23 protein-coding genes and 1 riboswitch are annotated in these 21,640 nt (G+C 70.8%); of the genes, 12 read left to right on the forward strand and 11 right to left on the reverse strand.

Annotated elements, in window-relative coordinates; genetic code table 11:
• Positions 1–3: 3 nt before the first annotated feature.
• Both HBH26_RS16600 and HBH26_RS16605 read right to left on the reverse strand, forming a co-directional pair.
• A complete protein-coding gene (locus HBH26_RS16600; protein ID WP_168135758.1) occupies positions 4–477 on the reverse strand; it encodes a DUF2271 domain-containing protein in 474 nt (157 codons plus the stop codon).
• Positions 478–489: 12 nt separating this feature from the next.
• On the reverse strand, positions 490–1,068 hold the full coding sequence (locus HBH26_RS16605) for a PepSY-associated TM helix domain-containing protein (protein WP_338057446.1): 579 nt from the start codon (positions 1,066–1,068) through the stop codon (positions 490–492).
• On the opposite strand from HBH26_RS16605, the gene HBH26_RS21245 reads away from it, so the two are divergent.
• The 3 genes from HBH26_RS21245 (at position 1,004) to HBH26_RS16615 (ending at position 4,393) form a co-directional block, all read left to right on the forward strand.
• On the forward strand, positions 1,004–1,138 hold the full coding sequence (locus HBH26_RS21245) for a hypothetical protein (protein WP_338057443.1): 135 nt from the start codon (positions 1,004–1,006) through the stop codon (positions 1,136–1,138). The two genes, HBH26_RS16605 and HBH26_RS21245, sit on opposite strands and share 65 nt — an antisense overlap.
• A 158-nt stretch (positions 1,139–1,296) precedes the next feature.
• Positions 1,297–3,483 (forward strand): excinuclease ABC subunit UvrB, encoded by a 2,187-nt coding sequence (uvrB, locus tag HBH26_RS16610; RefSeq protein ID WP_168135759.1) that lies wholly within the window; start codon positions 1,297–1,299, stop codon positions 3,481–3,483.
• 169 nt (positions 3,484–3,652) lie between these two features.
• On the forward strand, positions 3,653–4,393 hold the full coding sequence (locus HBH26_RS16615; protein WP_168135760.1) for an energy transducer TonB: 741 nt from the start codon (positions 3,653–3,655) through the stop codon (positions 4,391–4,393).
• A 19-nt stretch (positions 4,394–4,412) separates the two neighbouring features.
• Here HBH26_RS16615 and HBH26_RS16620 read toward each other — a convergent pair whose 3' ends face one another.
• Entirely contained in the window at positions 4,413–4,556 is a 144-nt protein-coding gene (locus tag HBH26_RS16620; RefSeq protein WP_168135761.1) for a hypothetical protein, read from the reverse strand.
• A 12-nt stretch (positions 4,557–4,568) separates the two neighbouring features.
• Positions 4,569–4,937: a PRC-barrel domain-containing protein gene (locus HBH26_RS16625; protein ID WP_168135762.1), complete on the reverse strand. Its 369-nt coding sequence runs from the start codon at positions 4,935–4,937 to the stop codon at positions 4,569–4,571.
• Positions 4,938–5,036: 99 nt separating this feature from the next.
• Here HBH26_RS16625 and HBH26_RS16630 point away from each other — a divergent pair, with 99 nt between their 5' ends.
• On the forward strand, positions 5,037–5,516 hold the full coding sequence (locus HBH26_RS16630) for a hypothetical protein (RefSeq protein ID WP_168135763.1): 480 nt from the start codon (positions 5,037–5,039) through the stop codon (positions 5,514–5,516).
• A gap of 369 nt (positions 5,517–5,885) precedes the next feature.
• Here the strand turns inward: HBH26_RS16630 and gcvPB are convergent, their stop codons facing one another.
• The 5 genes from gcvPB to HBH26_RS16655 form a co-directional block, all read right to left on the reverse strand.
• On the reverse strand, positions 5,886–7,460 hold the full coding sequence (gene gcvPB / locus HBH26_RS16635) for an aminomethyl-transferring glycine dehydrogenase subunit GcvPB (RefSeq protein ID WP_209308635.1): 1,575 nt from the start codon (positions 7,458–7,460) through the stop codon (positions 5,886–5,888).
• Between the two features lie 117 nt (positions 7,461–7,577).
• Positions 7,578–8,951, reverse strand: a complete 1,374-nt coding sequence (gene gcvPA / locus HBH26_RS16640) for an aminomethyl-transferring glycine dehydrogenase subunit GcvPA (protein WP_168135765.1) — start codon at positions 8,949–8,951, stop codon at positions 7,578–7,580.
• A gap of 123 nt (positions 8,952–9,074) precedes the next feature.
• Positions 9,075–9,446 (reverse strand): glycine cleavage system protein GcvH, encoded by a 372-nt coding sequence (gene gcvH, locus HBH26_RS16645; RefSeq protein ID WP_168135766.1) that lies wholly within the window; start codon positions 9,444–9,446, stop codon positions 9,075–9,077.
• Positions 9,446–10,621, reverse strand: a complete 1,176-nt coding sequence (gcvT, locus tag HBH26_RS16650) for a glycine cleavage system aminomethyltransferase GcvT (RefSeq protein WP_168135767.1) — start codon at positions 10,619–10,621, stop codon at positions 9,446–9,448. Before gcvT ends, gcvH begins: the two co-directional genes overlap by 1 nt.
• Positions 10,622–10,781: 160 nt before the next feature.
• A riboswitch (glycine riboswitch) is annotated at positions 10,782–10,883 on the reverse strand.
• Between the two features lie 84 nt (positions 10,884–10,967).
• The gene (locus HBH26_RS16655) at positions 10,968–11,639 is read right to left on the reverse strand and encodes a hypothetical protein (protein ID WP_209308636.1); all 672 of its coding nucleotides are present in this window, start codon (positions 11,637–11,639) and stop codon (positions 10,968–10,970) included.
• A 101-nt stretch (positions 11,640–11,740) separates the two neighbouring features.
• Between HBH26_RS16655 and ispH the strand changes: the two genes are divergently transcribed.
• From ispH to rnhA, 3 genes are all read left to right on the forward strand, one after another.
• Positions 11,741–12,703, forward strand: a complete 963-nt coding sequence (ispH, locus tag HBH26_RS16660; RefSeq protein ID WP_168135768.1) for a 4-hydroxy-3-methylbut-2-enyl diphosphate reductase — start codon at positions 11,741–11,743, stop codon at positions 12,701–12,703.
• A 95-nt stretch (positions 12,704–12,798) separates the two neighbouring features.
• Positions 12,799–13,752 carry a homoserine kinase gene (gene thrB / locus HBH26_RS16665; RefSeq protein WP_168135769.1) on the forward strand — a complete coding sequence of 318 codons (954 nt, stop codon included), beginning with the start codon at positions 12,799–12,801 and terminating at the stop codon, positions 13,750–13,752.
• Positions 13,749–14,198, forward strand: a complete 450-nt coding sequence (rnhA, locus tag HBH26_RS16670; protein WP_168135770.1) for a ribonuclease HI — start codon at positions 13,749–13,751, stop codon at positions 14,196–14,198. The genes thrB and rnhA overlap by 4 nt, the downstream gene beginning before the upstream one ends.
• A gap of 140 nt (positions 14,199–14,338) precedes the next feature.
• Here the strand turns inward: rnhA and HBH26_RS16675 are convergent, their stop codons facing one another.
• Positions 14,339–15,424 (reverse strand): FAD-dependent oxidoreductase, encoded by a 1,086-nt coding sequence (locus HBH26_RS16675; protein WP_168135771.1) that lies wholly within the window; start codon positions 15,422–15,424, stop codon positions 14,339–14,341.
• On the reverse strand, positions 15,421–16,359 hold the full coding sequence (locus HBH26_RS16680; protein ID WP_168135772.1) for an alpha/beta fold hydrolase: 939 nt from the start codon (positions 16,357–16,359) through the stop codon (positions 15,421–15,423). Before HBH26_RS16680 ends, HBH26_RS16675 begins: the two co-directional genes overlap by 4 nt.
• 51 nt (positions 16,360–16,410) lie before the next feature.
• Here HBH26_RS16680 and HBH26_RS16685 point away from each other — a divergent pair, with 51 nt between their 5' ends.
• Genes HBH26_RS16685 through HBH26_RS16705 form a run of 5 tightly spaced genes read left to right on the forward strand, consistent with a single transcriptional unit; the run spans position 16,411 to position 21,638 of the window.
• Positions 16,411–16,890: an A24 family peptidase gene (locus HBH26_RS16685; protein ID WP_168135773.1), complete on the forward strand. Its 480-nt coding sequence runs from the start codon at positions 16,411–16,413 to the stop codon at positions 16,888–16,890.
• 45 nt (positions 16,891–16,935) lie between these two features.
• Complete coding sequence (cpaB, locus tag HBH26_RS16690) at positions 16,936–17,958, forward strand: Flp pilus assembly protein CpaB (RefSeq protein WP_168135774.1); 1,023 nt, start codon at positions 16,936–16,938, stop codon at positions 17,956–17,958.
• Position 17,959: 1 nt separating this feature from the next.
• Positions 17,960–19,687 (forward strand): type II and III secretion system protein family protein, encoded by a 1,728-nt coding sequence (locus tag HBH26_RS16695; RefSeq protein WP_168135775.1) that lies wholly within the window; start codon positions 17,960–17,962, stop codon positions 19,685–19,687.
• A gap of 29 nt (positions 19,688–19,716) precedes the next feature.
• Positions 19,717–20,352 (forward strand): CpaD family pilus assembly protein, encoded by a 636-nt coding sequence (locus HBH26_RS16700; RefSeq protein ID WP_338057445.1) that lies wholly within the window; start codon positions 19,717–19,719, stop codon positions 20,350–20,352.
• On the forward strand, positions 20,349–21,638 hold the full coding sequence (locus tag HBH26_RS16705; protein WP_168135777.1) for a pilus assembly protein CpaE: 1,290 nt from the start codon (positions 20,349–20,351) through the stop codon (positions 21,636–21,638). Before HBH26_RS16700 ends, HBH26_RS16705 begins: the two co-directional genes overlap by 4 nt.
• The last annotated feature ends 2 nt before the right edge of the window (positions 21,639–21,640 follow it).

Genomic DNA, 21,640 nt, shown 5'->3' on the forward strand with positions numbered 1-21,640 from the left:
CGTCTAGCGGATCGTCACCGCGCCCAGCTCCGCCTTGCCGGCACCACCACCCCGCGGCGAGGGCACGGTCAGCGGCACGCTCACCAGCTCGCGCCCGCCGGTCTCGCGCGCGGCCTCGACGTTCAGGACGTAGGCGCCGGGCTTCAGGTCCGCTGGCAGCGGGATGGCGTGGCTTCCCGGCGCGCGCGTGGCGCCGGACACGCCGCTGGCGGGCATCTTCAGCGCGCGGCCGCCCTTGCGCCACCAGGCGCGCAGGTCCGACAGCCACTTGGTCCCCGGCTCCTGGCCACCCTTCTTCACGTCGTACCACACCGCCAGCGTCCGCGCCGGGCCGCCGCCCTGCGGCTCGAGCCACACGGCGACGTAGGGCCGATGGTATTCGGCGACGTTCAGCCGCGGGATCGTGACCGTCACGGTCGATGCCGACGCCGGAAGCGCGATCGCCCCGGCGGCGAAGGCATAGGTGAGCGGACGCATGGATTTCCCCCGTTAGTGGATGAAGAAGACGGCGATCAGCGCCGGGATGGCGAGCCCCGCGCCGACCAGCGGCCAGGTGGACGGGCGGTGGCGCGCGTGCAGCTGGAGCAGCAGCAGCCCGGTGAGCGTGAAGACGACGCAGGCGGCGGCGAAGACGTCGATGAACCAGAACCAGGCGCTGCCCGAATTGCGCCCCTTGTGCAGGTCGTTGAGGTAGCTGATCCAGCCGCGGTTCGTCACTTCCGAGGTGATGGCGCCGGTCGCGCGGTCGATGCTGACCCAGGCGTCGCCGCCGGGGCGGGGCAGCGCGACATAGACCTCGCTCTCCGACCATTCCGCCGCCCGGCCCGCGGGATCGAGGCCGACGCGGTCCACCACCGCGGTCGCGACGCGCGCGGGCAGCGGCGCATCGGTGGCGGCCGGTGCGGGCGCGAGCAGGCGCGTCATGGGAGCGGGGAGTTGCGCCGCCTTCTGCGACACCTTGGGATCGGCCGCGATCGAGGCGGCGTGGTTCAGCGTGATGCCGGTGATCGCGAACAGCATCATCCCGACCAGCGAGATCGCCGCCGACACCCAGTGCCAGGTGTGCAGCTGCTTCAGCCAGAACGCGCTGACGCGGCGCTTCGGCTTGGCGGTCTTCGTCGTGGCGAGGGGGGCGTGAATCAGTGCGGCTCCGACGGGGTCCAGCCGCTTCTGCGCTATTGCGAGGCATTGTCAACATTGTTCGCGCGATCGCCAGTGCGACACACGCGATGCGACACGCATCGTGACGCGAACAAGCCCTTCCCTCGTTCCCGTTTCGCCCCCATCTTGGCCGTCATGGCGATCCAGATCCGCACCAACCTGTCCGAACCGGAAACGAACGAGACCTTCGTCCCCCACCGGCCGCAGCGGCCGGAGAAGGTGGAGGGCGGCAAGCCGTTTCGTCTGGTCAGCGACTATCAGCCCTCCGGCGACCAGCCGACTGCCATCAGAGAGCTGGTCGACAGCGCCAGGGCGGGAGAGAAGGACCAGGTGCTGCTGGGCGTTACCGGCTCGGGCAAGACATTCACCATGGCCAAGGTGATCGAGGCGATGCAGCGCCCCGCGCTGATCCTCGCACCGAACAAGATCCTCGCCGCGCAGCTGTACGGCGAGTTCAAGAGCTTCTTTCCGGAGAATGCCGTCGAATATTTCGTCAGTTACTACGATTACTACCAGCCCGAAGCCTATGTGCCGCGGTCGGACACGTACATCGAGAAGGAAAGCTCGGTGAACGAATCGATCGACCGGATGCGCCACTCCGCGACGCGCGCGCTGCTGGAGCGCGACGACGTCATCATCGTCGCGTCGGTCAGCTGCCTCTACGGTATCGGTTCGGTCGAGACCTATTCGGCGATGATCTTCGACCTGAAGAAGGGGCAGAGCGTCGACCAGCGCGAGATCGTACGCAAGCTGGTCGCGCTTCAGTACAAGCGCAACGACGCCGCGTTCCAGCGCGGCAATTTCCGCGTGAAAGGCGACAATCTCGAGATCTTCCCCTCGCATTACGAGGACAGCGCGTGGCGCGTGTCCTTCTTCGGTGACGAGATCGAGGAGATCGTCGAATTCGATCCGCTGACCGGGCAGAAGAACGCGAGCCTGGGCTCGATCCGGGTCTACGCCAATTCGCACTATGTGACGCCCGGGCCGACGATGAAGCAGGCCGCCGACGCGATCAGGCACGAATTGTCGGAGCGGTTGAAGGAGCTGGAGGCGGAGGGCAAGCTGCTGGAGCGCCAGCGCTTGCAGGAGCGCACCAACTTCGACCTGGAGATGATCGCCGCCACCGGCAGCTGCAATGGCATCGAGAATTACAGCCGCTTCCTGACCGGCCGCCTGCCCGGCGAGCCGCCGCCGACGCTGTTCGAATACCTGCCGGAGAATGCGCTGCTCTTCGTCGACGAAAGTCATCAGACGGTGCCGCAGGTCGGCGCGATGGCGCGCGGCGACCATCGGCGCAAGATCACGCTCGCCGAATACGGCTTCCGCCTGCCCTCCTGCATCGACAACCGCCCCCTGCGCTTCAACGAATGGGACGCGATGCGCCCGCAGACCGTCTGCGTGTCGGCGACGCCGGGTTCGTGGGAGATGGAGCAGTCTGGCGGTGTGTTCGCGGAGCAGGTGATCCGCCCCACCGGACTGATCGACCCGCCGGTAGAGATCAAGCCGGTCGAAGAGCAGGTGCAGGACTGCATCGTCGAGTGCCGCAAGACCGCCGAGGCGGGCTATCGCACGCTCGTCACCACGCTGACCAAGCGGATGGCGGAGGATCTGACCGAGTACATGCACGAGGCGGGACTGAAGGTCCGCTACATGCATTCCGACGTGGAGACGCTGGAGCGTATCGAGCTGATCCGCGACCTGCGCCTCGGCGTCTACGACGTGCTGGTGGGCATCAACCTGCTGCGCGAGGGGCTGGACATTCCCGAGTGCGGGCTGGTCTGCATCATGGACGCGGACAAGGAAGGCTTCCTGCGCAGCGAGACCTCGCTGATCCAGACGATCGGCCGCGCCGCGCGCAACGTCGACGGACGCGTCATCCTCTACGCCGATCGCATCACCGGCAGCATGGAACGCGCGATGAACGAGACGTCGCGCCGCCGCGAGAAGCAGCAGGCGTACAACGAGGCGCACGGCATCACCCCGCAGACGATCCGCCGCAACATCGGCGACATCATCGCGCACGTGGCGTCGAAGGATGGGGTCACCGTCGAGATCGACGAGGGGCCGACGCACATGGTCGGCCACAATCTGCGCGCCTATATCGAGGAGCTGGAGAAGAAGATGCGCAAGGCCGCGTCGGACCTGGAGTTCGAGGAAGCCGGCCGCCTGCGCGACGAGATCCGCAGCCTTGAGCAGGAGGAACTGGGCCTGCCGCCTTCCGAGCACAAGGCGCCGGTCATGGGGCGCTCGAACGAGGGCAAGCCGGGGACGCGCAAGACGCGGTTCGGCAAGACTGCGCGCAAGTTCGGCGGGCGGCGCTAGGGGCCGCTTCGCAGGTCGGCCGTTTGACGCGGCGGCGCGGCGCCTGCGTGTCGCCGACGCGAGACGGTGCGGCGGTCGGCGCTCTTCCCTGCGCCCCGGCGTGAGCCGAGCTTCTTCGATAGTCGCGCAGCCACTCGCCATTCAGCCGGGCGTGCCTACATCGGCCGCCATGTACGCCGTGCCGCGCCAGCAACGCATCGGGTCGGGCATCGCCGCCGGGATCGTCACCGCGGCGATCGGCTGGGCGCTGCTGAACGGACTCGCCGGCGCGGCGGTGCGCGAGAAGGTGGGGGAGACGCTGGCGCTGTTCCGCGTGCCCCCTCCCCCGCCTCCCGAGCGCGTCGTGCCGAAGAAGCAGAGCACCGCGCGCCCGTCCGGCCGTGCCGCGCCGCCGAACCTGCGCAGTCAGGCAACGCCGGTGGTCGCGCCGCCGCCGATCGTCGAGGTTCCCCTACCCCCGCCGCCGGTCGTCGCCGCGCCCAAGCCGTTCGCCGGCACGCAGGCGACGCAGGGCGCCGCGCCGACCGTGGGGCCGGGGACGGGCGCTGGAGGCGTGGGCGATGGCACCGGATCGGGCGGCTGGGGCGACGGTGACGGCGGCCCGGGCGACGAGACGCCGCCGAGATGGCGCCGCGGGCGGCTGACCGACGCGGACTATCCGAAGGGAGTGGGCGAGGCGGGCTTCGAGGGCACCGTCTCCGTCCGCTTCCTCGTGTGGACCGACGGGCGGGTACGCGAATGCCGGGTCGACCGGTCGAGCGGCAACGCCGTGCTCGACGCGACCACCTGCCGCCTGATCCAGCAGCGTTTCCGCTACGATCCCTCGCGCGACGCGCAAGGGCGCCCGGTGCCCGCGTGGATATTGGAGAACCACAGCTGGGTGATCGAGGCGGCACCGGAGGAGCGCTGACCCCGACCCGGTCGCCGTGTCAGCGTGCGTCCTTGTCCTCGCGCGCAGGCTCGGCATCGACGGTCTGCGGCGGGGTAGCGGTGTCGCTGTTCTGCGGCGCGTCGGGGTCGGTCAACAGTTCATCCACCGCGCTCTCGACCGCGTTCGGCTTCTTCTGTGTCATGCTCGTCTCTCCTCAGCCGGCGGTCAGCGGTTCGGGCGTCACGCCGTAGTAGCTGGCAACGCGATCGGCATAGGCCTGGTCGAACACCGGCGCGTTGTTCGCCCAGCTTGGCCCGCCTTCCAGCAGGCGGCGGTCGATCGTCACGACATATTGGTCGCGTACGGGATCGAAGCGCAGCAGTTCAAACGGCAGCGGGTAGAAGCTCTTGCCCATGCCCAGGAATCCACCCAGGCTGAGCACCGCGTGGGTGGTGCGGCCCGATCCCTTGTGCGTCATGAAGGCGTGGACGGCGCCGAGGTGGTCGCCGTCGCGCCCCTCCACCTTCATCGCGCCGGCGAGGTTCGCCTGCACCAGCAGCAACGTCGGTTCGGTCTCGGCCATCGTCGGTCCTCTTGCTTCAGGATAGGATGTGAACCGACCGCGGCGGGTTGCGGTTCCGGCGCGGTTGAGGCGGCGCGGCGGGTGCGGCATAGCAGGCGGATGCCGCTGCGTTTTTCCCGTCTGCTCGTCCTTGCGACGCTTGCCGCCGCCGGCTGCGTGCCGCGCGTGGCGCCGCCCCCGCCGCCCGCGCCCGCGCCGATCCCCGCGCCTGCCCCCACGCCGACGCCGCTGGCGGCCGACTGGCAGGACTGGCCGGTGACGCCCGGAACGTGGCGCTACGCGCGCGGCACGGGTGCCACCTTCGGCGGGGGGCAGGCGAGCGTGCGCTGCACCGGCGGTGCGATCCGGCTGGCGGGCGCGACGGGGGGCAGCGGCGCGGTGACGATCCGCACCACATCGGCGACGCGCGTCCTTCCCGCGGCGGCGGACGGCAGCGTCACGCTTCCCGCGCGTGATCCCCTCCTCGACGCCATCGTCTTCAGCCGCGGGCGCTTCACGATCGAGCGCGTGGGAGCGGCGACGCTGGTGCTGCCGCCCTGGGCCGAAGTGGCGCGCGTGGTGGAGGATTGCCGCGGCTGACCCGCCAGCGGCGCGGCGGCGGATTCTGATTCAACGCCGCAATTTTTACAAGACTTGTTTCGCGGCGGCGCCATGCGCATCTTGTGCGTGCGGCCGGTCAGGTCGCGCTCGTTATCAACCAGCGAAAGGAGGTGATCCGATGTCTCATGGTTCAGCAATGGGGTCGGTTCAGTTCGTTCGGGGGACGCGCCGCTAGGGTTCGCCGGGTCGCGGCGGGAGGTATCCTCCTCCAGTCAACGTCGCGGCACACAGGACCCACGCGGCCCGCATGGTCTCCCGGGCTGGAGCTCTCCGGCCGCTGACCATGTCAGGAGGTTGTCGGAACCCTCGCGTGGGGTTCCGGCAACCTCTTTTCATATCCGGCGCCCTTTACTCCGCCGCCTCGGCCACCGGCGCCGGCTCCTTCCACACCAGCACGGGCTTCCTCGCCGCCAGCGTCTCGTCCAGCCGCGAGCGGGGGGCGAAATGCGGCGCGGTCTTCAGCGACGGGTCGCCCGCCTTGGCCCGCTCCGCCACCGAGCGCAGCGCGCCGATGAACTGGTCGAGCGCCGCCTTCGACTCGGTCTCGGTCGGCTCCACCAGCATCGCGCCGTGGACGACCAGCGGGAAGTACATCGTCATCGGGTGGAACCCCTCGTCGATCAGCGCCTTGGCCGCGTCGATGGTCGAGAAGCCGTCGGCGAAGCCCTTATCGGAGAAGATCGCCTCGTGCATGCACGGCCCGCTCGCGGCGAAGGGTGCGTCGAGCACGTCCTCCAGGCTGCGCAGCACGTAATTGGCGTTGAGCACCGCATCCTCCGCCACCTGGCGCAGCCCGTCCGCGCCGTGGCTGAGGATGTACGTCAGCGCGCGGGTGAACATGCCCATCTGCCCGTGGAAGGCGGTCATGCGGCCGAAGCTGTCGGGATGCCGGTCCTCGACCGTCTCCTCCTCGACCAGCGTGATATAGCCATCGCCGTGCCGCTCGGTGAAGGGCAACGGGCCGAACGGCGACAGCGCCTCCGACAGCACCACCGGGCCCGATCCCGGCCCGCCGCCGCCGTGCGGCGTCGAGAAGGTCTTGTGCAGGTTGATGTGCATCGCGTCCACGCCAAGGTCGCCGGGGCGGACGCGGCCGACGATCGCGTTGAAGTTCGCGCCGTCGCAATAGACGTAGCCGCCGGCGGCGTGAACGGCGTCGCTGATCGCCTTCAGGTCGCGCTCGAATAGGCCGCAGGTGTTCGGATTGGTGATCATCACCGCGGCGACGTCCGGCCCCAGACGCGCCGTCAGCGCGTCGAGGTCGACCCGGCCGTCCGGCGTGGCGGGGATATCCTCCACGGTGAAGCCGGCGAAGGCGGCGGTGGCGGGATTGGTGCCGTGTGCGCTCTCCGGCACCAGCACGACCTTGCGATGCCCCTCGCCGCGCTTCTCCAGCGCCGCCTTGATGCACAGGATGCCGCAGAGTTCGCCGTGCGCGCCCGCCTTGGGCGACATGGCAACACCGTGCATCCCGGTCAGGTCGATCAACCAGAACGCGAGCTGGTTGATGACCTCCAGCGCGCCCTGCACCGTGTCGACGGGCTGGAGCGGATGGACGTCGGCGAAGCCGGGCAGCCGTGCCATCTTCTCGTTCAGCCGCGGGTTGTGCTTCATCGTGCAACTGCCGAGCGGGAAGAGGCCGAGATCGATGGCGTAATTCTGCCGGCTGAGCCGGGTATAGTGGCGCACCGTCTCCTGCTCGCTGAGGCCGGGAAGGCCGATCGGCGCCTTGCGCGTCAGGTCGCCGAGCCGATCGTGCGCGACGTCGCCCTCGGCGAAGTCGACGCCCGTCGTCTTCGTCGAGCCGATCTCGAAGATCAGCGGCTCTTCGAGCATGAGCGCCTTGTTGCCGGTGAAGGTGGGGGCAGCGCCCTCGCCCTTGGCCGGCGCGGTGGGCTTCCAGCCGGATTGATTGATGCTCATCAAGCCGATCCTTCCAAATCCGTTCGCCCTGAGCCTGTCGAAGCCTGTCCTGAGCTTCGCCGAAGGGGGCATGTTCCAGGCACGTGCTTCGACAAGCTCAGCACGAGCGGTGTTTCCCTAGGCGGCCAGCGCGCCTTCCAGCGCGCCCTCCAGCGCGGTGGCGAGCGCCTCGATGTCCTCGTCCGTCACCGTTTCCGTCACCGCAACGACCAGCCCGTTCTCCAGCGCGGCGACGCCGGGGTAGAGTCGGCCGAGCGACACGCCGGCCAGCACGCCCTCGTCGGCCAGCCGGCGCACGATCGGGCGCGCCTCGCGGCCGAGATCGACGGTGAATTCGTTGAAGAAAGTATGGTTGACGACGCGCACGCCCGGCACCTTCGCCAGCCGCGCCGCCGCGCGGCAGGCGCCGGCATGGTTCAGCCCCGCCAGCCGCCGCAACCCCGCCTCGCCCAGCAGCGTCATGTGCACGGAGAAGGCGAGCGCGCAAAGCCCCGAGTTGGTGCAGATGTTCGACGTCGCCTTCTCGCGCCGGATATGCTGCTCGCGCGTGGACAGCGTCAGCACGAAACCGCGCCGCCCGTCCGCGTCCACCGTCTCGCCGCACAGGCGGCCGGGCATCTGGCGGACGTACTTTTCCTTGCAGCCGAACAGGCCGACGTACGGCCCGCCGAACTGGAGGCCCACGCCGATCGACTGGCCCTCGCCGACGACGATGTCGGCGTCCATCTCGCCCGGCGCGCGGATCGCGCCCATCGCCACCGGCTCGGTGACGACGGCGATCAGCAGCGCCTTGTTGGCGTGGCAGGCGTCGGCGAGCGGCGTCAGGTCGGCGATGCGGCCGAGGATGTCGGGATATTGCACGACGACGCAGGACGTGTCGGCGTCGATCTTCGCGATCAGCGCGTCGATATCGGTCTCCGCCGACAGTTCCGGCAGCGCCACGTCCAGCGCGTCGCCGGTGTATTTGGCCATCGTCTTCGCGACGGAGACGTAGTGCGGATGCAGCCCGCCGCTCAGGATCGCCTTTGCCCGCTTGGTGATTCGGCGCGCCATGCCGATCGCTTCCCAGCACGCGGTCGAGCCGTCGTACATCGACGCATTGGCGACGTCGGTGCCCAGCATCCGCGCGACCTGCGTCTGGAATTCGAAGAGCATCTGCAGCGTGCCCTGCGCGATCTCCGGCTGGTAGGGCGTGTAGGCGGTCAGGAACTCGCCGCGCTGGATCAGGTGATCGACGCTGGCGGGCACGTGATGGCGATAGGCGCCCGCGCCCAGGAAGAAAGGCACTTCCCCCGCGACGGTGTTCTTGCGCCCCAGCGCGGTCATGTGGCGTTCCACCGCCAGCTCGCTGGCGTGCAGCGGCAGGCCGCGGATCGGCCCGTCGAGCCGCGCCTCCTTCGGCACGTCGGCGAACAGCGCGTCGATGGACGGCGCGCCGATCACGGACAGCATTTCCGTGCGGTCGGCGGGGGTGAGCGGTAGGTAGCGCAACTCTATTCTCCGACCCGCAATCACGAACGCCCCGTCACCCCGGCCTCGTGCCGGGGTCCAGAGCCACGCAGCGCGGTTCTCGCGGCTCTGGATGCCGGGACGAGCCCGGCATGACGAAGGAGATCACAGCTTCGCGACGAACGCCTCGTAGGCGGCCTCGTCCATCAACTCCTCCAGCTCCGACGGGTCGGACAGCTGGATGCGGAAGAACCAGCCCTCGCCTTCCGGATCGCTGTTGACGAGGCTCGGATCGTCGGCGAGCGCGGCATTGCCCTCCACCACGTTGCCCGACACGGGCGAGTAGACGTCGCTGGCCGCCTTCACGCTCTCGACCACCGCGGCCTCGTCGCCCTTCGTCAGCTGGCGCCCCTCGTCGGGCACCTCGACGAACACGATGTCGCCGAGCTGGCCCTGCGCATAGTCGCTGATGCCGACGGTCCCGGTGTCGCCGTCGACGTCGATCCACTCGTGATCCTCGGTGAAATAGCGGCTCATCACTTCACTCCTCGGAAGTAGCGGTGGGGAACGAACGGCATCGCGGCGACGGTCGCCTGGTGGACCTTGCCGCGCTGCGCGAGTTGGATGGTCGTGCCCGGTGCGGCGAGCGCGGCGGGGACATAGGCCATGGCGATCGGCGCGCCGACGCTGGGCGCGAAGCCGCCGGAGGTGACGCGGCCGACGGTAGAGCCGTCGGCGTCCACCACGGTCGCGCCCTCGCGCACCGGCTGGCGCCCCTCGACCAGCAGGCCGACGCGCTTCAGCACCGCGCCGCCCTCGCGCTCCGCCGCGATCCGCGCGGCGCCGGGGAAGTCGCCCGCCTCGCGCCGCCGCTTCGACAGCGCGAAGCCGAGGTCGGCCATCACCGGCGTCGTCTCCTCATCAAGGTCGTGGCCGTAGAGCGGCAGTCCCGCCTCCAGCCGCAGCGAGTCGCGGGCGCCGAGACCGATCGGTTTCACCTCCGGCTGCGCCAGCAGCGCGTCCGCCAGCGCCTCCACCGCCTCGGCCGGCACCGAAATCTCGCAGCCGTCCTCGCCGGTATAGCCCGAGCGGCTGATCCACAGGTCATGGCCCTGCCACGCGAACGCCGCCGCCTGCATGAACACCAGCGCGTCGACGCCGGGCACCACGCGGGCGAGCGCCGCCACCGCCTCGGGCCCCTGCACCGCCAGCAGCGCGTGATCCTCCATCAGGTTCAGCGTCACGTCGTCGGGCAGATGCTCGATCATGTGCGCGATGTCGTCATATTTGGTCGCGCCGTTGACGACCATGTAGATCCGGGCGTGGTCCTGCCGCGTCAGCATCAGGTCGTCGAGGATGCCGCCCTGCTCCGTCAGCAGCAGCGAGTAGCGCGCCTTGTTCATCGGCAGCCCGGCGATGTCCGCGGGCAGCAGCGCCTCCAGCGTCGCGACGACGTTCTCGCCGGTGAAGGTCAGCTGGCCCATGTGGCTGACGTCGAACAGGCCGGCGCTCTCGCGCGTCCACAGATGCTCGGCCATGATGCCCTCGTACTGGACGGGCATGTGATAGCCGGCGAACTCCACCATCCGGCCGCCGCGCGCGCGGTGCCAGGCGTCCAGCGGCAGCGTCTGGACCGGCGGGGGCGCGCCCTCTTCCGCGTCGGTGTCGCCCGACAGGGTGGTGCCGCGGGCCTGGAGGTCGGTGTCGCTCATCGTGCAGTCTCCGCGTCGAAGGGGCGTACCGACGAGCGGAGAAGCCCCGCGCGGCGATCCGGTTCCCCCTCTGTCACGGAACCTGAGAGCTTTCCCCCGCGGCGCGCGAGGTTACCCCTTCGGTGGCCCTCACCATGGCGAGGGCGCTTTCCAGAGCGTCGAGACACGCGCGGTCCCTGGTGCCTGAGAGATTCCGGGGTGGTTGCTCCTTCGGCGGCGGTTCCCGCCTGAAAGGCGGCCCGCGCTCTCCCGCGCGCGACGCTGCCGGTCGCCCGGCATCGACACCGGCGCTGTGGCGGGCACCGGGAGCCGAGTCAATATCCTCCCCGGCACGGGGAGGCCATTCTCACCGTGTGGCGTTGTACTTCAGCTGGTCCTGCGTCAGCTGGAAGCCGACCAGCGCCTCGAAACTGGCGGCGAGGACGGCGGCGCGCACTTCGGGCGTCGCCAGCGGATCGACCGCGGCGTCCTGGTCGCCGGCCTTGCGGCGGCGCGTCAGGCGGTCGCGCACGTCCTGCGGCAGTGTCGCCTGCGCGCGTGCGACGACGGTGGTCGCCTCCCCGTTGGCGGTCGCGATCGGCTGCCCCGCGTCGAAGCGCAGCGCGACCTGGCCGACGCGCTTGGCCACCACCTGGCTGCCGCCGCGGGTGATCGCGACGAAATACGGCAGCGACAGGTCTCGCGCGCCGTCCGCGCTGGTGCGGCGCGCGCGCACGTCGAAGGTGACGCGGGTCACCACGTCGTCGCCCGCGTCGCTGCACGTCGCGCGCACGTTGCTGATCGTTGCGACCGCGTCGATCGCGCGCGAGTCCGTGGAGGTGCCGTTGAACAGCGTCACATCCCCCGTCCCCGCGGGAATGCCGACGATCGGGCAGGCGGAGCGGACCGCGGTGATGCCGACGCCCTGCGACACGTCGATGTCGCCCGTCTTCGCGCATCCTCCCGCAGCGAGGGCGAGGGCGAGCGGCACGGCGAGGGAGCGGAACGTCACGGGCGGGGTGTCCTTACGGCAAGCCATACACGCGCCATCGGGCGCGCGGCCGTTCATAGGAACCGCCTTTGGCGGGGGCAATAGGAAGCGCCTTTCGCGCGAGCCGGCATTGGCGTAAGCGCGGGCGCATGGCCGACCTATCGAACGACCGCCGCCCGCTGGAACTGCTGATCGCCGCGCCGCGCGGCTTCTGCGCCGGGGTGGACCGCGCGATCCGCATCGTCGAGCTGGCGATCGAGAAGCACGGCGCCCCCGTCTACGTCCGGCACGAGATCGTCCACAACCGCTTCGTGGTCGACACGCTGAAGGCGAAGGGCGCGATCTTCGTCGAGGAGCTGGACGAGGTGCCCGACAACGCCCCCGTCGTCTTCAGCGCGCACGGCGTGCCCAAGTCGGTACCCGCCGACGCGCAGGCGCGCGGGCTCGACTATCTCGACGCCACCTGCCCGCTGGTCAGCAAGGTGCACCGCCAGGCCGAGCGGCTGGTCGCCGCCGGGCGCCACATCGTCTTCATCGGCCACGCCGGCCATCCCGAGGTGATCGGCACCTTCGGCCAGGTGCCCGCCGGCGCGATGACGCTGGTCGAGACGGTGGCCGACGTGGAGGCGCTGGTCCCCGCCGACGCGCACAACCTCGCCTTCCTGACGCAGACCACGCTGTCGGTGGACGACACCGCCGCGGTGGTCGCCGCGCTGCAGCGCCGCTTCCCCGCGATCGAGGCGCCGCGCGGCGAGGACATCTGCTACGCCACGTCGAACCGCCAGGCGGCGGTGAAGGCGATCGCGGCGTCGTGCGACGCGATGCTGGTGATCGGCGCGCCCAATTCGTCCAATTCGCTGCGGCTGGTCGAAGTGGCCGAGCGGCAGGGCATCCGCGCCGCGCTGATCCAGCGCGCCGCCGACCTGGACTGGTCGATGCTGGACGGCGTCGGTACGCTGGGCATCACCGCGGGCGCCTCCGCGCCCGAGCTGCTGGTGCGCGAGCTGGTGGACCTGCTCTCGACGCGCTTCGACGTGACCGAGCGCGAGGAGGAGACCACGCGCGAGACGATCGCGTTCAAGCTGCCGCGCGGTCTGGAGGCGGCGGCTTAGGGCCATCTTCACCGTTCGTGTCGAGCGAAGTCGAGACACGGGTCGGGCAGCATGCCCACGGTTCTCGACTTCGCTCGAACCGAACGGGGCTCCGGTTGGCCGTCTACACACAAGTTTCCGCCGAGGCGCTGGCCGCGTTCCTGTCGCGCTACGACGTGGGCGACCTCGTCTCCGCCAAGGGCATCGCCGAGGGCGTGGAGAACAGCAACTACCTGGTCGACACGACGCGCGACCGCTTCATCCTGACCTTGTACGAGAAGCGCGTGGCGGCGGGCGACCTGCCGTTCTTCATGGCGCTCCTCGACCATCTCGCCGGCAAGGGCCTGCCGGTGCCGCCGGCGGTCAAGGACCGCGACGACCGCGAGATCCAGCAGCTGGAGGGGCGCCCCGCCTGCCTGATCCGCTTCCTTCCCGGTGTGTCGCTGTCGCAGCCGACGCCGGCGCAGGCGCTGGCGGCCGGATGCGCGCTGGGCGGGGTGCACGCGGCAGTGGCGGATTTCGAACCGACGCGCGCCAATTCGATGGGGATCGCGCAATGGCGCCCGCTGCTGGAGCGCTGCGGCCGCGACATGGACGCGATCCGCACGGGCCTGTTCGACCGCGTCGCCGCCGCGCTGGACGCGGTGGAGCGCGACTGGCCGCGCGACCTGCCCGTCGGCGCGATCCACGCGGACCTGTTCCCGGACAACGTGTTGATGCTGGGCGACGAGGTGACCGGCCTCATCGACTTCTACTTCGCCTGCACCGATATCCGCGCCTATGACGTGGCGGTGATGCACACGTCCTGGACCTTCAATGCGCGCGGGCTGAACCCGTCGGCCGGGGTCGGCGCCGCGCTGCTCGACGGCTACGACCGCAGCTTCGGCCTTTCCGCCGCGGAACGAGCGGCGCTGCCCGTACTGGCGCGCGGCGCCTGCATCCGCTTCCTGCTCAGCCGCGCGTGGGACTGGCTGAACACGCCCGCCGACGCGCTGGTGATGCGCAAGGACCCGCTCGCCTACCTTGCCCGGCTGGACTGGTACGTGGCGAACGAAAGGGCGTTCGCGTGACCGAGCTGCCGCGGGTGGAGGCGTTCACCGACGGCGCGTGCAAGGGCAATCCGGGCCCGGGCGGCTGGGGCGTGCTGCTGCGCATGGGCGACAAGGAGCGCGAGCTGTCGGGCGGCGAGGCGCTGACCACGAACAACCGCATGGAACTGACCGCCGCGATCGAGGCGCTGACCGCGCTGAAGCGGCCGTGCCACGTCGCGCTGTCCACCGACAGCCGCTACGTGATGGACGGGCTGACCAAGTGGGTGAAGGGCTGGCAGCGCAACGGCTGGCGCACCGCGGACAAGAAGCCGGTGAAGAACGTGGAGCTGTGGCAGGCGCTGGTCGCGGCGTGCGGGCGCCACCGCGTCGAGTGGCAGTGGGTGAAAGGCCACGCCGGCCACCCGGGCAACGAGCGCGCCGACCGGCTGGCGAGCGACGCCGCGGTGGCGGCGGGGCGGCGGTAGCTTCTGCCGGCGGCGGACACATTCCGCCGTCATGCCCGGCTGGTCCCGGCATCCACGCGGCCGCGAACGATCAAGCCGTCCATCCAGCGGAGCGGTGGATGCCGGGACGAGCCCGGCATGACGACGCGCCGGGAAGGCGCTCAGCGCGCGAACCGCCGGGGCAGGTAGCGCTCCGCATCCAACCCCGCCGGCGGCGCGTCGCCCAGCAGCAGCGCCGCGGCGAGCGCGGCTGCGGCGGGCGCGGTCTGGATGCCGAACCCGCCCTGCCCGGCGAACCAGAAGAATCCCGGCACCGTCCCGTCCATGCCGTAGACCGGCAGCCGATCGGGCGCGAAGCTGCGCAGCCCCGCCCAGCTGCGCTCCACCCGCGCGACGCGCCAGTCGACCGCCTGCTCCAGCCGGTCGATCGCCAGCGCGACGTCCAGCTCCTCGGCCTGGACGTCGTGCGCCTCCACCGGGTGCTCGTCGTGGGGGCTGAGCCACAGCCTCCCGCCCGCCTCGGGCTTGAAGTAGAAGTCGCCGCCCAGGTGCGCCACCATCGGCACGCCCGCCGCGGGCGCGGGTTCGGTGCGCAGCTGCACCATCGTGCGGCGATAGGGGCGGATGCCGAGCGGGGCGACGCCCGCCGCCGCCGCCACCGCGTCCGCCCAGGCGCCGGCTGCATCGACCAGCACGGAAGCGGCGAAGCCGCCCGCGCGCGTCTCGATCGTCCAGCGCCCGTTCGCCCGCGCAGCGGAAACCAGCGCGGCGTCGGTAACCACCCGGGCGCCCGCGCGCCGTGCCTCCGCCAGCGCGTGCTGATGGTAGCCGGCGGCGTCGATATAGGCGCAGCTCGGCTCCAGCACGCCGACGCGCCAGTCCTCGCGCAAGCCGGGTACGTGCGCGCGCGGATCGACCCGTTCCAGCGCCACGCCCGACCCGGCGAACTCGGCCAGGAAGGCGTCGGCGCGCCCCGCCTCGCCGTCGCGGCCGACGTGGAGCGAGCCCAGTCGCTGCAGGAAGCCGCCGGCCGCCAGCGCCTCGCCCGACAACGTCGTCAGCGGCTGGATCGCGGGGCCGCCGTACGTCTCCGACCAGAAGGCGGCGGAGCGGCCGGTGGCATGGTAGCCGGGCTGCGATTCGGCCTCCAGCAGCAGAACGCGCGCGCGCGTGCCGATCGCCGCGGCCAGCGTCGCTCCCGCGATGCCCGCGCCGACGATGGCGATGTCGAACGCCGCCGCGCTCACCCCGCCGCCCCGACGAGGAAGGCGTCGATCGCGCCGAGTGCGCGGCTGCGGACGGGGTCGGCCTCGCGCAGGATCTCGTGCGCGCAGTCGGCGCCGAACCGCACCAGTCGTGCCGCCGGCAGCCGCGCCGCGACCAGCGCCGCCGCGCGCGGATCGACCAGTCGGTCGCGATCGGCCACCAGCATCAACACCGGGGTCTCCACGGTCGCCAGCCGCGGATCGCCGCGGAGCGCGGCGGTGGCGGAGAAGGCGTGGGCGAGCCAGGCCCAGCTGGGCGGGCCAAGCCGGATCGCGGGATCGCGCGCATACCACCAATCCTCGTCGTCGAAGCGGGTGAGATCGGCCGTCAGGCGGCGCTGACGGCGCGCGCGGGCGCCAGCGTCCGCCCGCTCGCGCCACGCCGCGCGCGCGGGATCGCCGCGGTCGCGCAGGAACCTGGCCAGCCGCTCGCCCAGCCCCGCGCCGATCGGCGAGCGCAGACCGAGCATCGGGGCGACCAGCACCGCCGCATCCGGCGCAATCCGCCGCTCGACCAGCGCGCGCAGCGTCAGGAAACCGCCCATGGAATGGCCGATCACCACCCGCGGACCGGGGTGCGCGGCGGCCCACGCGTCGTGGAAGGCGGCGAGATCGTCCAGCAGCGGCCTGAAATCGGCGACGTGGCCGACCCGCGGATCGGGGGACAGCCGTCCCGACCCGCCCTGCCCGCGCCAGTCGAACGAGGTGACCGACCAGCCGGCGCGATGCCAGTGATCGAGCGCCTCGAGATACTTCTCGAACACGTCGGCGCGTCCGCCGAGAAACAGGATCGCCCCGCGCGGGCTCGCCGCGGGCCGGTCGAACCGCCGCAGCGCCCAGCCGTCGGCAGCGCGCCACACATCGATCGTCGCGTCGGCGGGGTAGGATCGCCGGGGGTCGGGGAGCGGGTTGGTCATCGGCCCGCTAAGGTTACGGTTTCCTAACGCGGCTCGTCTACCCGTGGCGGGATGACGTGGAACATTCTCGCCTGGCTGCTTCCCGCCGTGATGGGCGCATTGCTGCTGTCCGCCGGAATAGAGGACGCCCGCACGCGCGAGATCGCCAACGCCAAGAACGCGGCCATCGCGCTGCTGGCGCCGCTGTGGTGGGTCGCGATCGGGCTGGATCCGTGGCCCGGCATGGCGATCCAGCTGAGCGTCGCCGCGCTCGCCTTCGCCTTCTTCGTCGGCGCCTTCGCGCTGGGCCAGATGGGGGGCGGCGACGTGAAGCTGATCGGCGCGCTGGCGCTGTGGCTGACGCCCGCGAACCTCATCTCCATGCTGATGGTGATGGCGATCGTCGGCGGCGTGCTGACCGCCGTCTTCCTGATCGAGCATCGCGTGAAGGGCGGCGGGGACCGGCGCGCGATCGAGGTGCCGTACGGCGTCGCGATCGCGGTCGCGGGCCTGCTTTGCCTGCGCGAACCGCTTCTTAACCAGTTCCTGTAATGATGAACGCCGTCAAATTCGGCCTTTCCCGAGGCAAGGGGCACAATGGACACTCGTAAGGTCATCCTGCTCGTCGGCGCGCTGTTCGTCGCTGCGGTCACCGCGTTCGTCGCGCGGTCGCTGGTCGCCGGCGCCGCCGCACCCGAGGCCGCGGCGGTCGTCGCGCCCGCCCCCGTCGTCGACGGGCCCGAGGTGCTGGTCGCCACGCGCGCGCTGCCCGTCGGCACCATCCTCGACGCCGCCGCGCTGAAGTTCCAGCCGTGGCCCAAGGAGATGGTCGAGAACGCCTATTTCAAGAAGGAAGGCACCGACCTGTCGAAGCTGATCGGCACGGTGGTGCGCAACGCCATCACCGCCGGCCAGCCGGTGACGCAGGGCGCGCTGGTGAAGCCGGGCGACCGCGGCTTCCTGGCCGCGGCGCTGGGCGCGGGCATGCGCGCGGTGACGGTGCCCGTGTCGGCGCAGACCTCCGTCGCTGGCTTCGTGTTCCCGGGCGACCATATCGACCTCATCCTCACGCAGTCGGTGACCGGCGGCGGCGACGGCCCCCCGCTGAAGACCAGCGAGACGGTGGTGCGAAACCTGCGCGTGCTCGCCACCGACCAGCGCACCAGCGACGAGAAGGACTCGAACGGCAACACCGTCGTCAGCACCTTCTCCACCGTCACGGTCGAGGCGACGCCCAAGATCGCCGAGCAGATCGCGGTCGCGCAGACGATCGGCAACCTGTCGCTGTCGCTGCGCTCCATCGCCGACAATGCCGGCGAGCTGGAGCAGGCCATCGCCTCGGGCGCGGTCAGCGTCGGCGACGGCAAGGATCCGAAGGCGGAGAAGGCGATGCTCGCCCGCCTCGCCAGCACGCCCCAGGCGGGCAACGCCACCTATGTCGTCGGTGCCGACGTGTCGCGCTTCCAGCGCCGCACCGTTCCGGCGGAGGTGCAGGGCGCGAGCGCCCCGGTGGCGGCGGCCGGCCCGGCGATGGGCACCCCGGCGGTGAAGAAGGGACCGACGGTCCGCGTCGTGCGCGGCAACACCGTCACCGACATTTCCCAGGAAGGGAAGAACTGAGATGCGCCTGAACTCCATCCTCTCGCGCGGTGCGGCGCTGGCGGCGATGGCCGGCATCGGCCTGGCGCCGGTCGCCACTGCCGCCGCCCCGGCGAAGCGCGCCGCCGGACGCCCGGCTCGCGCCGGCCTTCCCCCCGCAGGCGTCGCCCGTCCGCAGGTGGAGAAGCGCCTGTCGGTGGGCGAGGGCGAGCTCATCACCCTGCCCGCCAGCGTGGTGGACGTGTGGACGTCCAATCCCAACGTGGCCGACGTCTATGTCGCCAACGCGCGACAGATCCACCTGTTCGGCAAGGATTTCGGCGACTCCACCGTGTTCGCGACCGACGCGTCGGGCTCGGTCGTCTATTCCGCGCTGGTCCATGTCGCGCAGAATTCGACCTCGCTCGACCGGATGCTGAAGGCCGCCATGCCGGAAGCGGACGTGCGCGTGACGCAGGTGGGGCAGATCGCGGTGCTGAACGGCACCGTCGCCTCGCCCGAGGACAGCGCGCAGGCGCAGCGGCTGGTGCTCAGCCTGCTGAACCCCGGCGTCGACCTGAACTCGGACGCGGCCAAGCTGAAGATCGGCGTCGTCAACCGGCTGCGCACCGCGACGCCGCTGCAGGTGAACCTGCAGGTGAAGTTCGCCGAGGTGAACCGCCGCTTCCTGAAGAACATCGGCAGCAACCTGCTGACCCGCGACACGACGGGCGGGTTCCAGTTCGGCATCGCGTCCGGCCGCGCGCCGGGGACGATCGGCAATTTCGACACGTCGAAGCTGCCGCTGGTCGACGCCTCGTCGCGCTTCGGCTTCCCGGCGGGCACGCTGTCGCTGCCCTTCGATCCGCGCACCGGCCAGTTCGTGCTGCCCAATTCGGGCAGCCAGTACAGCTTCACCAAGGACGATACCGGCACGCGCTCGTCGATCGGGCTGGCGGGCAAGCTGCTCGGCCTCGACGTGCTGTCCGCGATCGACCTGGGCGAACAGAACGGGCAGGTGACGACGCTCGCCAACCCCAACCTGACCGCGCTGTCGGGCGAGACCGGCACCTTCCTGGCGGGCGGCGAGATCCCCATTCCGATCAGCCAGGCGCTGGGCACGGTCACGGTCGAGTACAAGGAGTTCGGCGTCAGCCTGGCCTATACGCCCACCGTGCTGTCGGACGGCCGCATCTCGCTGCGCGTCCGGCCGGAGGTGTCGCAGCTCGACTATTCCAACGCAGTCCCCTTCGGTGGCACGCGCATTCCGGCGCTGACCACGCGGCGGGCGGAGACGACGGTGGAGCTGGGATCCGGACAGAGCTTCATGATCGCCGGCCTGATGTCGAACGTGCACAACAACTTCTTCGACAAGACGCCCGGCGTCGGCGACCTTCCCGTGCTGGGCGCGCTGTTCAAGTCGAACGCCTTCCAGCGCAACGAGACCGAGCTGGTCATCATCATCACCCCGTATCTGGTGAAGCCGACCAACGCGAACGACATCGCGCTGCCGACCGACGGGTACAAGGCGCCGACCGACCTTCAGCGCGTTCTGCTGGGCCAGTTGCAGTCCGGACAGACCGGCGGCGACCGGCCCAAGCCGGTGATGCAGGTCGCACCCGCGACGGCGCCGGCGATCGGCGCGGTGGCGCCCGTCCCGGCCGCGCCGCCCTCCTCGCCGCCCTTGGCCATCCCGGCCGAGCACCGCGCGCTGAAGCCCGCCGATCGCAAGGGCGCCGCGACGCCCGCGCCCGGCTTCTCGATCAACTGATCCTGTCGAAGAGGACGACCATGTCCGTCATGTCCCGCCCCCTCCCCCTCCTGCTCGCACTGCTGCCCCTGGCCGCGTGCGGCACCGCCAACCGCGGGCTCGAATCTGTCCACCAGCCGGTGGTCCAGCGCAGCGACTATGCCATCGACGTCGCCGCAGGACCGGCCGGCCTCGCTCCCGGCGAGCAGCAGCGGCTGGGCGGTTGGATGGACGCGATGCGACTCTCCTACGGCGACAGCGTCGCGATCGACGATCCCAACGGCCTCGCCCGTGCCGCGCACGAGGACGTGCAGGCGGTGGCGGCGCGCTACGGCCTGCTGGTCGCCGACGCCGCGCCCGTCACCGGGGCGCCGGTGGCGCCCGGAACGGTGCGCGTCGTCGTCAGCCGCACCCGCGCCAGCGTGCCCGGCTGCCCCGACCACAGCCGCATGAACGATCCCAACTTCGACGCGCACACCGGCTCCGACTATGGCTGCGCGACCAACACCAACCTGGCCGCGATGATCGCGAACCCCGCCGACCTGGTGCGCGGCGCGCCCGGCGTCCCGGGATACGAGAACGAAACCGCCGCGCGCGCGATCGGCACGCTGCGGGCGGCCAAGCCGACCGGTGAGGGCGGCGGCTGGCTGAAGGGCAAGGGCGAGAGCGCGGGAGGCAAGCAGTGAACGCACCCTGGAAAGCCGGCGCGGGCACGCGCGCGCCGTTCCTCGCCTTCACCTGCGACGACGCGTCGGCGGACGCGGTCCGGCCGATCGCGTCGGAAATGGGCTGGTCGCCGGAGAACGTGTACAAGGGCGGGCTGCGCAACGCGGTGCAGACGCTGTCCGTCTCCTCCTCGCCGCACATCCTGTTCGTCGACCTGGCCGAATCGGGCGACCCGCTGACCGACATCAACGGCCTGGCCGAGGTGTGCGAGCCCGGGACGATCGTGATCGCCGCGGGGCAGGTGAACGACGTGCGCCTGTACCGCGACCTGATCGCGAGCGGGATCCAGGACTATCTCCTCAAGCCCTTCAATCCCGACGTGCTGCGCGATGCCTTTGCGCAGGCGCAGGCGATCCTCAGCACGCCGAAGCTGGCCGACACCAGCGGCGACCGGCCGCATTGCGCGACCGCGGTGATCGGCGTGCGCGGCGGCGCGGGAGCATCGACGATCGCGACCTCGCTCGCGTGGCTGATGAGCGACCGGGAGGGCCGCTCCACCGCGCTGCTCGACCTCGACGTCCATTTCGGCACCGGCGCGCTAGCGCTGGACCTGGAGCCGGGCCGCGGGCTGACCGACGCGATCGAGAACCCGAGCCGGATCGATGGCCTGTTCCTCGAGCGCGCGATGGTGAAGGCGAGCGACAAGCTGGCCGTGCTGTCCGCGGAAGCGCCGATCTCCTCGCCGATCGTCACGGACGGCGCCGCCTTCTACCAGTTGCAGGAGGAGATGCGCGGCGCCTTCGAGTGCACCGTCATCGACATGCCGCGCCACATGCTGGTGCAGCACCCGCACCTGCTGTCCGACGTCGACGCCGCGGTGCTCGTCACAGAGCTGACGCTGGCGGCGGCGCGCGACACGATCCGCCTCCTTTCCTGGCTGCGCACCAGCGCGCCGCAGGTGCAGGTGACGGTGCTGGTGAACAAGGCGCATGCCGGCGCGCAGCCGGAGATCGCGCGCAAGGACTTCGAAGGGTCGATCGAGCGCAAGATCGACGTGACCATCGCGTTCGACCAGAAGCTGGCGGCGCAGGCGGCCAAGCTGGGCAAGCCGATCGCGGAGGCGGGCAAGACCGGCAAGACCGTCGCGCCGCTCCACTCCCTGGTGCGTCAGCTGCTGACCGCGGGCGAGGACGACGGCACGAGCGAGACCGCGCGCAAGGGCGGCCCCTCGCTGCTCGCCAAGTTCACCGACCTGAAGGGCCTCGTCGCCAAGAAGGACGGCGGCAAGGGTACGAAGAAGGGCTGATC

The sequence above is a fragment of the Sphingomonas corticis genome (assembly GCF_012035195.1).
Classification (GTDB): domain Bacteria; phylum Pseudomonadota; class Alphaproteobacteria; order Sphingomonadales; family Sphingomonadaceae; genus Sphingomonas; species Sphingomonas corticis.